This window comes from Hydrogenophaga borbori (assembly GCF_003417535.1).
Lineage (GTDB): Bacteria > Pseudomonadota > Gammaproteobacteria > Burkholderiales > Burkholderiaceae_C > Hydrogenophaga > Hydrogenophaga borbori.
In genome coordinates this window covers 72,529-85,221 of sequence record NZ_QVLS01000008.1, presented here as the reverse complement: position 1 = coordinate 85,221, position 12,693 = coordinate 72,529, and the positions used below count along the sequence as shown (strand labels likewise).

Below are 12,693 nucleotides of genomic sequence, written 5' to 3'. Positions count from 1 at the left end.
GGAGCGCGCCATGCATTTCATCGCCCCCGCCCGACACACCCGCCGCGCCTTCCTGCGCCGCGCCGGTCAGCTCGCCTTCACCGGCACCGCCCTGCCCACGGTGATGAACCTCGCCGCCATCGGCGAGGCCGCGGCCTTCGACGCCACCGACTACAAGGCCCTGGTCTGCGTCTTCCTGTTTGGCGGCAACGACTACGCCAACACCGTCATCAACTACGACGCCACCAGCCACGCCCAGTACGCCGCCATCCGCGGCGGCATCGCCATCCCGCGCGCCGACCTGGCGGCCACCGTGCTCAACCCCGCCGTGCCGCTGCCCGACGGCAAACAGTACGCCCTGCACCCGGCCATGACGGGCCTGGCCAACCTCTTCAACACCGGCGCGGCCGCCGTGCAGCTCAACGTCGGGCCCCTGGTGGTGCCGCTCACGCGGCAGCAGTACAACAGCAACAGCGCGTCCTTCCCGCGCCCGCCCAAGCTGTTCTCGCACAACGACCAGCAATCGGTGTGGATGAGTTCGGCCGCCGAAGGCAGCACCACGGGCTGGGGCGGCCAGGTGGGCGACCTGGCACGATCGAGCAACACCAACAGCGTGCTCACCTGCGTCTCGGTGGCCGGCAACACCGTGTTCCTCTCGGGCGACGAGGCGCTGAGCTACCAGGTGGGCAGCGGCGGGGCGGTCCGCATCAACTGCCTCAACGGCAACGTCTACGGTTCGCCGGCGGTGCGCTCGGCGCTGGTCGACATCGCGATGCAGACCCGCGCGCACGCGCTGGAGAACGAATACAACCTGGTCACCGCGCGCGCCTATGGCACCGAAGGCGCCATCACCAGCGCGCTCAACGCCTTTCCCGCCAACACCGCGCCCTTCAGCGGTTTCCCGGCAAACAACGGCCTGGCCAGCCAGCTGCGCCTGGTCGCGCGGCTGATCGCCGCGCGCAACCAGCTCGGCAGCCGGCGCCAGGTGTTCTTCGTCTCGCTCGGCGGCTTCGACCTGCACGACAACCTGCTCAACGGCCAGGCCGGCCTGATGGAGCGCCTGAGCGGCGCGCTCACCGCCTTCTACGACGCCACCGTGCAGCTCGGCGTGGCCGACAAGGTGACCGCTTTCACCGCCTCGGACTTCGGCCGCACGCTCACCTCCAACGGCGACGGCTCCGACCACGGCTGGGGCTCGCACCACCTCATGGTGGGCGGCGCCGTGCGCGGCCGCGCCTTCTACGGCAAGGCCCCGCCCGTGAGCGTGACCAACAGCACCAGCGACAGCTTCGACCAGTGGCACGTGGGCCAGGGCCGGCTGCTGCCCAGCACCTCGGTGAGCCAGTACGCGGCCACGCTGGCGCAGTGGTTCGGCGTGAGCGGCGGCGAACTGGGCCAGGTGCTGCCCTACATCGGCAACTTCAACAGCGTGGACTACCCGGGCAATCTGGGGTTCATGGCCTGAGGGCGGGCTCAGAACGGGTTGGCCGCCAGCACCGGCACGAAGGCGCTGGCCTGGGTGTCGCTGGACGGCGTGAAGCTGGCCATCGGCGGTGGTGCGAAGGCCGCCATGGCGTGGATGAGGTTGTTGAACTGGGCTTCGAAGGTCGCCTGCGCCGGGCTGAGCTCCGCTCCTGAGAAGACGCCTTGCGACAACGGATTGCTGGCACCGTTGTCGCCCAGAGCCCAGATATCCCGCCAGCGATCGTTCCCTGACGCCAGGGCGGGCCACTCGCTCACGGCAGCCACCACGGGTTTGGGCGCGCTCGACACCAGCGCCACCATCTGCTCCATCGACCACACCGTGCCATCGGCGAATTCGAAGCATTCGATGCCGGCTCCGGGAATAGCGCCGTCCTCCGGCATGAGCACGTGCACGCCGCCCGGGCCGCCCCAACTCAATGTGAGCGCACGGCAGGGGCCTTCTTCGGTGTCCACCGTGGACCAGCTCGCTTGCAGCGCGCCAGGGTCGATGCCTGGGCCCAGGCGCACGGTGTCGGCGTCGAGGGAGCGCAAGGACTGATCGTCGAAGTGGATTGGCGGGCGGGGAGCCTCGCTGCCCCAGTTGGGTGGGTGCGGAGCGTCGCTGCTCCAATACGGATTGGAGTAGGACACCAAGGGCCGCCCGCTGACGCGGGCAATCAGCCCGTCCAGGTCCGGGGAGTCGATCGCGGAATAGGAACTGGCATCGAACCTCAATGGGCGTTGGTCCAAACGCATCAGCGCATTGAGCTTGTCGGCCGTTGCAGGCATGTCGAACTCGAAGTGCGACCCGTCCTGCAATTGCAGCTCCTGCTCCTCGTCAAGTTTTCCGGCCAGCGAGCGCAACTCAGCTTCCACGGCCGGATCCAGTCGCCATTGCGATGACGAGTCCGCGCGCGGGTACATCCAGGTGGCGACGGTGACATGCACGGAGGGCACGGCGCGCTCGTCGATCACGTCCCAGCCGTCGTCCATGGCGTCGACCACGTAGACATCGGCACCGGCGCCGCCGACGAGGGTGTCATTGCCCAGGCCACCACGCAGTTCATCGTCGCCAGCGCCCGCGCGGATGAGGTCGTCGCCGGAACCGCCGTCGATCCAGTCGGGCGATCCGGTGTCCTTATACCCAGGCGTTTCCTGCGTGGCGTTCTGCGACTCGACCACGTCGTCGCCACCGCCCGCGCTCACCAGCGTGGTGGCCGACCCCTGCAGGCCGATGTGGTTGGCGCCGTCACCGCCCTGGTGCTCGACCACCGTGCGAACGTTGACATAAGTTGCTCGGTAATAGTAGTCGACGCGGTTCTCCGTCACCCAGCCGGATTCGTAGACTGGGATGGACTCGGTGCGCAGGTCGCCGTGGAGCCACACAGACAAGTGGCCAACGCCCATGCCGTTCGTTTTGTCCGGCACGAGCGAGACGCGATTGGTCGCAAACACCCCGTCGGCACCCACCATGTAGTCGTCGAAGGACATGAAGCGATCCGGCGAGCCCGTGGTGACGGTTTTGTAGCCAACGAAGCGCTGGCCCCACACCGTCTCAGTCCGTTCGACCGTGGCGAGCAGTTCGCTCTTGAAGGATGACCCATCCCGTTCGCCGCCCAGCACCACGTCAGCCTCGTCGCTCGCGGTGTGCTGCGTGGTTTTCTCCCATCGGTAGACGCGCTCATCGAAGGTGCCGGCATCCTCTGTGAAAGTGCCCGCTTCATCGGTACGGTGCAAGCCTCCCAGCCAACCCCAGCCGCCGTCTCCCAGGTACATCCGAGCCGAGGTCATCGGCCCGGCCTGGGCGTCCGCCGCCGCTGCGAAGGCCGCTTGGCTTTGTGCAGGGGTTTGCTCGGCAATGGCCTGGGAAGCCAGGACCAACAGGTCTTGCTCCCGGCCTTGCGCGTCCACCAATGTCCAACGGGTGTTCGCCCCATAGGCGTCCTGGATGAAAGCGGCGGCGTTGGAACCCCCGTGCCGCACCAGCAGGTCGTTGCCGATGCGCCCGAAGTTCAGCGCCTCTGGCGCGATGCCATCGAGCAGCAGGCGCGAGGACTGGCCCGGGGCCTCGGCCAGGCGGTCCAGGCCGTCGCCAGCGCGCAGAACATAGCTGTCTTGCCCATGCCCGCCGTAGAGATGGTCGGAGCCCGCGCCACCATCGAGGCGGTCGTTGCCGGCGCCACCTTGCAGCGTGTCCATGCCATCCAAGCCTTGCAGCACATCGGCCGAGGCGTAACCGACAAGGACGTCATCCCCCGCACTGCCCACGAGCGGTGCGCCATCGCTCATCAAGATTTCCGCATACAAAGCATGGGCCTGCCGGACCTCTCCGTTGTCAAAGAAAAAACGCAAACCGTCCAAGGGCATGTCGTCGCGGATCAGCAGGTTGTCGTCGGCGCTGTAGCGCAGGCGAACGCAGCGGGTGCCATCAAGGGTTTCGTGCGCGGCCGAGAGCTGCTCAGGCGTGATGCCCGGGCCAAAATGAAGCTCGCTCGCGCCCTCGGGGTCAATGAGGCGGTCCACGCCGTCGCCGAGCTGGAACCGGTAGCGGTCGTCGCCTGCGCCGCCACGCAGCTCGTCGTCACCTGGGCCACCCGACAGGCTGTCGTCGCCCGGTCCGGCGCTGATGAAGTCACCCAGCACGGTCCCCACCAACTCGTCACTACCGGACGTGCCCACCAGGCTCAGGCCGTGGGACAGGCCCAGGCGCCCGATCAGGTTGTCCAGGGTCCAGGCGCTGCCGTCATCAAATTCATAACGAACCACGGCCCCTTCGAGCGCGCGGCGCACGGTGACGCTGCACTCGTCGTCGAGCGACAGGCGCAGGTCGGTGCCGTCGCCCACGCGCTCGATCCGAACCGCGTCCGCCGGCACCCCGGGTCCGAAACGCACGGTGTTGCGGCCTTGAAGGTCAATGATCTGGTCGTGCCCAGGGTCGAAATCAATGAGGTACAGGTCATCGCCTTCGCCGCCCAGCAAGGCGTCGCTGCCGCCCTGGCCACTGAGCGTGTCCTGGCCGCCTTGTCCCCGCAGCAGATCGTCTCCATCGCCGCCGATGAGATAGCCGTTGTCCCATCCGTCTTCAACGCCCATGGACCCCAGGCCCCGCACCAGCTCGGCCAGCGGGCGCGCCTGACCATCCGACAGCGCGATCTCAAAACGATCGCCCTGGGTGAGCGCATCGCTCAGGCGAATGGTGGCTCCACCGGCGCTCAGCAACAGGTCGTTGGAGTCCAGGCCATCGGCGGTGGGGGCGGCGCGTTGCACGCCCACAGCCGCCCAATCGGACGCGGCATCGGCGCTGAAGACGATGCGGTTGAGGCCCTGGCTGTCGCGCACGGTGGCGCGTTCGCCCGCAGACAAGTGGTATTGATCGTCGCCCGCGCCACCCGCCAGCGTGGCATTCGCCGGCACGCCCGAGAACTGGTCCTTGGCATCGGTGCCGGTCACCCAGATGCTGTTCGGATCGGCCTCGATGCGAACCCCTTGGGCGAGCAAGTCCCGCCACGTCAGCGTCCGGCCGTCGGCAAAACCCACGTCGGCCAGGAAACCATTGCTCGGCAAGCCCCAGGAGGAAACAGGCAGCTCGAGGCGATCACCGCTCTCAGCGCCATCCACATCCGCGATGGCGATCACGATCCGGCCCTGCGGCGTGAGCCGCACGCTCAGGTCTTCGGGCCTTATGCCCGCGCCGAAGGCAATGTGCTGCTCGCCGTACCAGCCTTGCAGCACATCGTGCCCGTCGCCGCGGTCGAAGCGCACCACGCTGCCCTCGGCGCCCAGGGTGATGGTGTCGTCGCCCCGCCCGCCCATGACCTGCGAGCCTGCGCCGTAGACGCCCAGGTGGTCGTTGCCGGCGGCGCCCGTGAGCAGATCGCCCGCCTGCGGACTCTCTTCGGTGATCTCGGCCTGCAGCGCATCGCCCACCCACCGCGAGAACGCCACGCGCTGGCCATCGGAAAACTCGACCGTGAAACTGGCGGCCGAGCGCAGCGAGTCCATGGCCAGCACCGCCACCTGCGGCTGCCCCTGCGCGTCGATGCCCGTGCGCCACACCATGCAGACACCCGTGCTGCCATCGGCGTTCAAGCCGGGCAACAAGCTGATGTCGCTTTGCCGCGCATCCACACGCAGGAGGTTGCTGCCCTGGCTGTCGCTGAGGGTGGTGCGCACGTCAAAGGGCTGATCCGTGGCGGGGGCGGGCTGAGCGAGATCGGCGCCCCGAACGGCATAGGTGTCATTGCCAGAACCGCCCGCCAGGTGGTTCAGGCCACTGCCACCGTCCAGGAAGTCGTCGCCATCACCGCCCTTCAGCACGTCGTCGCCTTCACCGCCCAGCAGTTGGTCGCGGCCGCCACCGCCGACCAGCTGGTCGTTGCCGGCACCGCCGTCGAGCCAGTCGTTGCCGTGGGCGCTGGCGTCGACGGTGTAGAGGCCCGGAACGTCGGGGACGTCATCGCCATAGAGCCAGTCGTCGCCCGCGCCGCCCAACAAGGTATCGGCGGCGCCGCCGCCCACCAGCAGGTCGTCGCCCTCCTCGCCCATGAGCAGGTCCTGGCCGTGCCAGGTCTTGTCGATGGCAAAGCTGGGGCCGTCGTCTCCCCACAAGCCGTCGTCACCCGTGCCCCCCAGCAGCTGGTCGGCGCCGCCGTGGCCCCAGAGCGTGTCGCTCCCCGCACCGCCGTCGAGGAAGTCGTCACCGTGCAGGTACACAGGGGTGGCCTTGCCGTCGCCTTGCAGTTCGTCATCGCCGTCGCCGCCGAACAGCTGGTCATGGCCCCCATCACCCTGCAGCCGGTCATCGCCCGCGCCGCCGCTCAGCCGGTCGTCGCCATGCAGCGGGGTGGCTTTGTCGCTGAGGTCACCCACCAGCACGTCGTCGCCATCGCCACCGTCCAGCGAGTCGCTGTCGGTACCACCAAAGAGCACGTCTTTGCCGCTGCCGCCGTCCATTTGGTCTTGCCCGGCTTCGCCAAAGAGCCAGTCATCGCCCGCACCGCCATGCAAAGCGTCGCCCTGGCCCAGGCGCGAGGTATCGGTACTGGTGGTGGTGATGCCCGTGGTGTACACGCGGCGGGTAGACGAAGCTCCATGCGGCGTGCTTTTCATCGCCGAGCATGCCCACCAACTCTCTCTCCACCCACGGGTTCTCCGGCCCCCAGCGCTGCGTCATCAGGGGCAACGGCAGCTGACTGCCCAGCGGTCGGGCGAAATAGAAGCCATCCACATCCGGCACCGTTCGCACGATCCACTGCCCTGCCTCGGTGGCACAGAGGTGATCGAAATAGCGCACCGATGCCTTGCGGTGCGCCCCGAACCAAAGCCTCTCCCAGAAGGGCTGCTTGAAATCGTAGGGCTGCGGCTTAGGCACCACGTCAGGCAGCTTGAGGCTGTGCGCGATGCGAGCTTCTTCACCCTCAAGCCAGACCTTGGGAACCGGCATGGTTTGCCCTTCAGTAGTAACCAGCTCCCACCCCGTTGGCTGCCTGTCCTCAGCGTTCGCCAAGGCGCTTGCTGTCAACAACGCGCACGTTGAAATCAATCGCCGGAAGCGGTGTCGTTTACTTTTTTCATTCATTTCGCTCCTCCTTAAAAATCATCCAGTGGGGCATCGCCCGTGACCGCCTCGCGGGATACCTTTTTTTTGAGGCCTCTCTTCGCGCGTGAATGAGGGTTTGTCGCTCCTGCTCTCGCCATACAACGCATCCCCATCAGCGCTTCAGTCGGGCTGTCCGGCTTGTGGTTCTGCTCCTCCGCCGCCGTCGCTGGGAGGGCCCTGTTGGGTCTTCGCCTGTACGTCGATCAGCTTCAGATGAACGAAGATCCCATCGTTGTCGGCCCCGCTGAAGAGGCGGTCGAGGCCCTTGTTGCCGATGAAGATGTCGGCGCCGTCCTGGTCCGAGAACAGGTCCTTGTCCGCGGGCTCCCGAGTGGCGGGTTTTTCCTGAGTCGGGTGACGCGGGGTGTTGTCGTCGTTCATGGAATGCCTCCTTGAATCGCCTCCAGCGAACGGCCAGCTGAACTGCGGCCGGTTGCCAATCGGCCGCGATATTCCATGCCCGCTGCGCGCCATACCCTCGCGCCGTATTCGGGATCAACCCGCCGCCGCCGTCCAGCCGAGGTCGCCCAGTAGCATCTGCCCATGATCGACCTCTACACCGCCGCCACCCCCAATGGCCACAAGGCCTCGATCGCGCTCGAGGAGCTGGGCCTGCCCTACACGCTCAAGGTGCTGGACCTCACGGCCGGCGAGCAGAAGCGTCCCGAGTTCCTGGCCATCAACCCCAACGGCCGCATCCCGGCCATCGTGGACCACGAAGCCGGTGGCTTCGCGGTGTTCGAGTCGGGCGCGGTGCTGATTTACCTGGCCGAAAAAACCGGGCGGCTCATGCCAAGCGATGCGCAGGGCCGCTCGCGCGTGCTGCAGTGGCTGATGTTCCAGATGGGTGGCGTGGGCCCGATGATGGGACAGGCCAATGTGTTCTTCCGCTACTTCCCCGAGAAGATCCCGGCGGTGATCGATCGCTACCAGGGCGAGACCAAGCGCCTGTTCCGCGTGCTCGACGGCCACCTGAAAGACCACGAGTACCTGGCCGGCGACTACTCCATCGCCGACATCGCCAACTGGGCCTGGGTGCGCACGCACCGCTGGTCCGGCGTGGACATCGACGACCTGCCGCACCTCAAGCGCTGGCGCGACACCATCCGCGCGCGCCCGGCGGTGCAGCGCGGCATCGAATCGCCGCCGTCGACGGTGGACCTCACGCGCGATGGCGACGAAGCGGCGCGCCGCTTCTCGCAAGACGCGCGCAAGCTGATGGAAACCGGCCAGAGCCTGAAGGAGGACCGCCGATGAAGCTCTACGTGTCCGAGCGCGCGCCCAACCCGCGCCGCGTGCAGATGTTCATCGCCGAGAAGGGCATGACCGGCATCGAGGAGGTGCTGGTCGACATCAACGCGCACGAACACAAATCGCACCCCGCGCTCTCGCGCAGCCCGGTGGCGCGCATCCCCGTGCTCGAACTCGACGACGGCCGCGTGCTGAGCGAGTCGCGCGCGATCTGCGCCTACCTCGAGGGCCTGCAGCCCGAGCCCAACCTGATGGGCCGCGACGCCGAGGAGCGCGCCTTCATCGAGATGGCCGACCGGCACGTGGAGTGGTACGTGACGCTGCCGCTGGCGCAGGCGATCCGCCACCAGCACCCCGGGCTGGCGGTGCTGGAGCAGCCGCAGTTCCCCGAATTCGGTGCGTCGCAGCAGGCCAAGGCGATGGAGACCCTGCGCTGGCTCGACGGCCTGCTGCAAGGCCAGCCCTGGGTGGCGGGGCAGCGCTTCACCATCGCCGACATCACGGCCTTCTGCACCATCGAATTCGCGCGGCTGCTCAAGTTCAAGCCGGGGGAACAGGGCCTCGCCGCCCTGGCGGCGTGGCGGGATCGGGTGGCGGCGCGGTAGCCCCCGGTCAGACGGCGGCCCCGTCAGCCCTGCTTAAGTCAAGGATAAGAATTATTTGCATTTAGAATTCGGCGTTTCCCCCTTCCGTCCTGGAGAACCGCCATGCGCCTGAAGCCCCTCGCCGCCGCCGCCGTGCTCGCCCTGAGCCTGGCCGCCCCTTTGCATGCCCAGACCGGTGCCAGCCCCGCGAGCGTGACCGCGCACTACGCGGCCCTGGTGCACGCCAATTACGAGGACACGCTGAGCGCCGCCAAGGCGCTGCAGGCCGCCGTCAAGGCCTTCACCGCCGCGCCCTCGCAGCCCACCCAGGACGCGGCCCGCAAGGCCTGGCTGGCGGCGCGCGAGTTCTATGGACAGACCGAGGCCTTCCGCTTCTATGGCGGCCCCATCGACAACGACAACGGCCCCGAAGGCCGGCTCAACGCCTGGCCCATGGACGAGTCCTACGTGGACTATGTGGACGGCAAGAAGACCGCCGGCCTCGTCAACAACAAGAAGCAGCCCCTCACCAAAAAGGCGCTGGCCGCGCTGAACGAAAAAGGCGGCGAGGAAAACATCGCCACCGGCTGGCACGCCATCGAGTTCATGCTCTGGGGCCAGGACCTGTCCGAGACCGGCCCGGGCAACCGCAGCTTCGAGGACTTTGTCGACGGCAAGGCCCCCAACGCCGACCGCCGACGCCAGTACCTCAACACCGTCACCGACCTGCTGGTGGACGACCTGGGCGGCCTGGTGAAGGCCTGGGCGCCGGGCGCCAAGAACAACTACCGCGCGAAGTTCGAGAAGGGCGGCAACGAGTCGCTGCGCAAGATGTTCGTGGCCATGGGCTCGCTCTCGCGCGGCGAACTGGCCGGCGAGCGCCTCGAAGTGGCCCTGGCCAGCCAGGACCAGGAAGACGAGCACAGCTGCTTCTCCGACAACACACACCGCGACGCCGTGGCCAACGCCAAGGGCATCGAGAACGTCTGGCTGGGCCGCTACGTGCGCGCCGACGGCAGCACCCTGCAGGGCCCCAGCCTGCGCGACCTGGTGAATGCCAGGAACGCCGGCGTGGCCGACAAGACCACGAAGCAGATCCGCACCTCGGTGGAGTCGGCCGAAGCCATTCCCGCGCCCTTCGACCGCGCCATCGTCGCCGGCTCGGCGGGCCGCCCGAAGATCGAGGCCACCATCAAGAGCCTGACCGAGCAGTCCAAGGACATCGTGGCCGCCGCCGCCGCCGTGGGCATCGCCAAACTCACGCTGGTGCAACCGTGAAGCGAGCGGCCTGGGCCGCCGCGGCCTTGGGCGTGGCGGCGCTCACCTCGGTCGCCGCGCTGCAGGCGGCGGCACAAGCGCCTGCCCCGGCCGGCCCCACCGACGCGGCGCCCGATCCCCTGGGCGAGAAGACCGGCGGCGCGACCACGGTCTGGGCCACGGGGCAGAACGCCTTCTCCTTCCCCGCCGCCAACCTCACCGACCCGGAGCGCACGCGCTTCGTCATCGGCAACTCCTTCTTCAAGCGCAACTGGGTCGAGGCCCCCGCGAGCACCAAGGCGCGCGACGGCCTGGGCCCGAACTTCCTGGCGCGCTCCTGCGGCGCCTGCCACCTGTTCGACGGCCGCGGTGAGCCGCCACCGTGGAAGCGCGGCATCTCCGACCAGGAACCGCTGGCCCTGCTGCTGCGCCTGTCGGTGCCCGGCAGCGACGCGCACGGCGGCCCGAAGCACGACCCGGTCTATGGCGACCAGCTCAACACGGCGGCGATCCAGGGCGTCAAGCCCGAGGGCCGGGTGCGCCTGCGCTGGCAGGCCATCCAGGGCCGCTTCGCCGACGGCACGCCCTACACGCTGCAAAGGCCCGAGTACATCGTCGACCGCCTCGCCTACGGCCCCTTCGCCCCGGGCGCCATGATCAGCCCGCGCATCGCGCCGCAGGTCATCGGCGTGGGCCTGCTCGAAGCCATCCCCGAAAGTGAGGTGCTGGCCAACGCCGAGGCCCAGGCCGCGCTGCCCGGCCCCATCAAGGGCCAGCCCAACCGCGTGTGGGACGTGTTCGCGCAGCGCGAGATGCTCGGCCGCTTCGGCTGGAAGGCCAACGTGGCCACCATCGCCCACCAGACGGCGGGCGCCTTCCACGGCGACATCGGCATCACCTCGGCGCAGTTCCCCGACGAGACCTGCACGCCCCGGCAGAAGGACTGCCTGGCCGCGCCCAAGGGCTCGCGCAACGGCCAGCCCGAGATCGACGCCAAGACCCTGGACGAGGTGGTGTTCTACCAGGCCACGCTGGCGCCGCCCGCGCGCCGCGACATCCAGGACCCGCAGGTGCTGCGGGGCCAGCGGCTGTTCGCGCAGGCGCAGTGCGCGGTCTGCCACCGGCCCACCTACACCACGGCCGAAGGCCCCTTCCCGCGCCTGACCAGCCGGGCCCTGCAGGGCCAGACCATCCACCCCTACACCGACCTGCTGCTGCACGACATGGGTGAGGCGCTGGCCGATGGCCGGCCCGACTTCCTGGCCAACGGCCGCCAGTGGAAAACGCCGCCGCTGTGGGGCATCGGCTTGATCAAGGACGTGAACGGTCACACCCGCCTGCTGCACGACGGCCGCGCCAATGGCGTGCTCGAGGCCATCCTCTGGCACGGCGGCGAGGCCGAGGCCAGCAAGCAGCAGGTGCTGAAGTTCGGCGAGGCCGACCGCCGCGCCCTGGTGAAATTCGTGGAGAGCCTCTGATGCGTACCCGATTCCGCTGGCGGGTTGGCGCGGCACTCACCCTGCTGCTGTGCGCGCCCGGCGCGCTGTGGGCGCAGGCCGCCGCGCCCTACTACTACCCGCCCGACGCGGTGGCCGCCCTGTACCGCGACCACACCGCGCCGCTGGCGCGCGCCTTCGCCGAGCAGGCGCCCACGCTGGTGCAGGCGCTGCAAGGCCACTGCGCCGGCCCGGCCGCGCTGGCGCCGGCGCGCGCGGCCTGGACGCAGACCGTGCTGGCCTGGGAACGGCTGGCCGCCGTGGCCGTGGGCCCGCTGATCGAGCGCCGCTCGCTGCGCGAGATCGACTTTCAGCCGCTGCGTCCCGAACTGCTCAAGCGCTCGCTGGCGCGCGAGCCCAAGTCCCTGGACGACATGGAACGCGTGGGCACGCCCGCCAAGGGCCTGCCCGCCATCGAGTACCTGCTGTGGAGCGCGCCCGCCGCGCCGCGCAGCGGCGCCTGCGCCTACGCCGTGCTGGCCGCGCAGGCCGTGCAGCGCGAGGCCGAGGCCCTGCGCGCCGCCTTCGACGCGCTGGCCGCCGCGCCGCCCGAAGAAGAGGCCGCCGTCACGGCCTTCGTGGAGTTCATCAACCAATGGCTGGGCGGCCTGGAGCGCCTGCGCTGGACGGGCATGGAAAAACCCCTGCGCGAGGCCGAAACGCGCGGCGCGGCGCCCGCCTTCGCGCGGCTGCCCAGCGGCCAGACCGGCGCGGCCTGGGCCGCCGGCTGGGCCGAGCTGCGCGCCCTGGCGCGCCAGCCCGACAGCGGCGCGCCCGCCATCGGCGCGGGCCGGGTGAGCATCGAGTCCTACCTGCGCGGGCGCGGACACATCGCGCTGGCCGATCGCTGGCGCGCGACCGTGGACGAGGCCGACCGCGCGATGCAGGGCGTGCAGCCGGGCGCCCCCGCCGGCGTGGACGCGGCGGCGCGCGCGCTCAAGAAGCTGACCACGCTGATGCAGTCCGAGGTCGCGGGCAGCCTCGAAGTCAACCTGGGTTTCTCCAGTGCCGATGGCGACTAGACGGCTCCCCCCTGCGCCGCTGCGCGGCGTCCCCTTCCGGG

Annotated in this window: 9 protein-coding genes; 6 read left to right on the top strand and 3 right to left on the bottom strand. The window is 69.0% G+C overall.

All coding sequences use genetic code 11. The annotated features are described in order from the left end of the window. Window positions 1–10: 10 nt before the first annotated feature. A complete protein-coding gene (locus tag DY262_RS14110) occupies window positions 11–1,444 on the top strand; it encodes a DUF1501 domain-containing protein (RefSeq protein WP_116959691.1) in 1,434 nt (477 codons plus the stop codon). 8 nt (window positions 1,445–1,452) lie between these two features. Here the strand turns inward: DY262_RS14110 and DY262_RS22140 are convergent, their stop codons facing one another. From DY262_RS22140 to DY262_RS14100, 3 genes are all read right to left on the bottom strand, one after another. Continuing rightward, window positions 1,453–6,513, bottom strand: coding sequence for a calcium-binding protein (locus DY262_RS22140; RefSeq protein WP_181936507.1), 5,061 nt, complete (start codon window positions 6,511–6,513; stop codon window positions 1,453–1,455). After that, on the bottom strand, window positions 6,428–6,886 hold the full coding sequence (locus DY262_RS21800; protein ID WP_181936506.1) for a hypothetical protein: 459 nt from the start codon (window positions 6,884–6,886) through the stop codon (window positions 6,428–6,430). Before DY262_RS21800 ends, DY262_RS22140 begins: the two co-directional genes overlap by 86 nt. A 276-nt stretch (window positions 6,887–7,162) precedes the next feature. After that, window positions 7,163–7,423, bottom strand: coding sequence for a hypothetical protein (locus DY262_RS14100; protein WP_116959687.1), 261 nt, complete (start codon window positions 7,421–7,423; stop codon window positions 7,163–7,165). Window positions 7,424–7,585: 162 nt separating this feature from the next. On the opposite strand from DY262_RS14100, the gene DY262_RS14095 reads away from it, so the two are divergent. The 5 genes from DY262_RS14095 (at window position 7,586) to DY262_RS14075 (ending at window position 12,652) form a co-directional block, all read left to right on the top strand. Continuing rightward, a complete protein-coding gene (locus tag DY262_RS14095) occupies window positions 7,586–8,299 on the top strand; it encodes a glutathione S-transferase family protein (protein ID WP_116959686.1) in 714 nt (237 codons plus the stop codon). After that, window positions 8,296–8,898, top strand: coding sequence for a glutathione S-transferase family protein (locus DY262_RS14090; RefSeq protein ID WP_116959685.1), 603 nt, complete (start codon window positions 8,296–8,298; stop codon window positions 8,896–8,898). Before DY262_RS14095 ends, DY262_RS14090 begins: the two co-directional genes overlap by 4 nt. Window positions 8,899–9,000: 102 nt before the next feature. Further along, entirely contained in the window at window positions 9,001–10,155 is a 1,155-nt protein-coding gene (locus DY262_RS14085) for an imelysin family protein (protein ID WP_116959684.1), read from the top strand. Then, the gene (locus DY262_RS14080) at window positions 10,152–11,612 is read left to right on the top strand and encodes a di-heme oxidoreductase family protein (protein WP_116959683.1); all 1,461 of its coding nucleotides are present in this window, start codon (window positions 10,152–10,154) and stop codon (window positions 11,610–11,612) included. The genes DY262_RS14085 and DY262_RS14080 overlap by 4 nt, the downstream gene beginning before the upstream one ends. Next, the gene (locus tag DY262_RS14075) at window positions 11,612–12,652 is read left to right on the top strand and encodes an imelysin family protein (protein WP_116959682.1); all 1,041 of its coding nucleotides are present in this window, start codon (window positions 11,612–11,614) and stop codon (window positions 12,650–12,652) included. Before DY262_RS14080 ends, DY262_RS14075 begins: the two co-directional genes overlap by 1 nt. The last annotated feature ends 41 nt before the right edge of the window (window positions 12,653–12,693 follow it).

Bases quoted from the DNA above. Each gene is read 5' to 3' on its own strand.
- DY262_RS14110 (WP_116959691.1), top strand. From the start codon at position 11: ATGCATTTCATCGCCCCCGCCCGACACACCCGCCGCGCCTTCCTGCGC.
- DY262_RS21800 (WP_181936506.1), bottom strand. From the start codon at position 6,886: ATGCCGGTTCCCAAGGTCTGGCTTGAGGGTGAAGAAGCTCGCATCGCG.
- DY262_RS14100 (WP_116959687.1), bottom strand. From the start codon at position 7,423: ATGAACGACGACAACACCCCGCGTCACCCGACTCAGGAAAAACCCGCC.
- DY262_RS14095 (WP_116959686.1), top strand. From the start codon at position 7,586: ATGATCGACCTCTACACCGCCGCCACCCCCAATGGCCACAAGGCCTCG.
- DY262_RS14090 (WP_116959685.1), top strand. From the start codon at position 8,296: ATGAAGCTCTACGTGTCCGAGCGCGCGCCCAACCCGCGCCGCGTGCAG.
- DY262_RS14085 (WP_116959684.1), top strand. From the start codon at position 9,001: ATGCGCCTGAAGCCCCTCGCCGCCGCCGCCGTGCTCGCCCTGAGCCTG.
- DY262_RS14075 (WP_116959682.1), top strand. From the start codon at position 11,612: ATGCGTACCCGATTCCGCTGGCGGGTTGGCGCGGCACTCACCCTGCTG.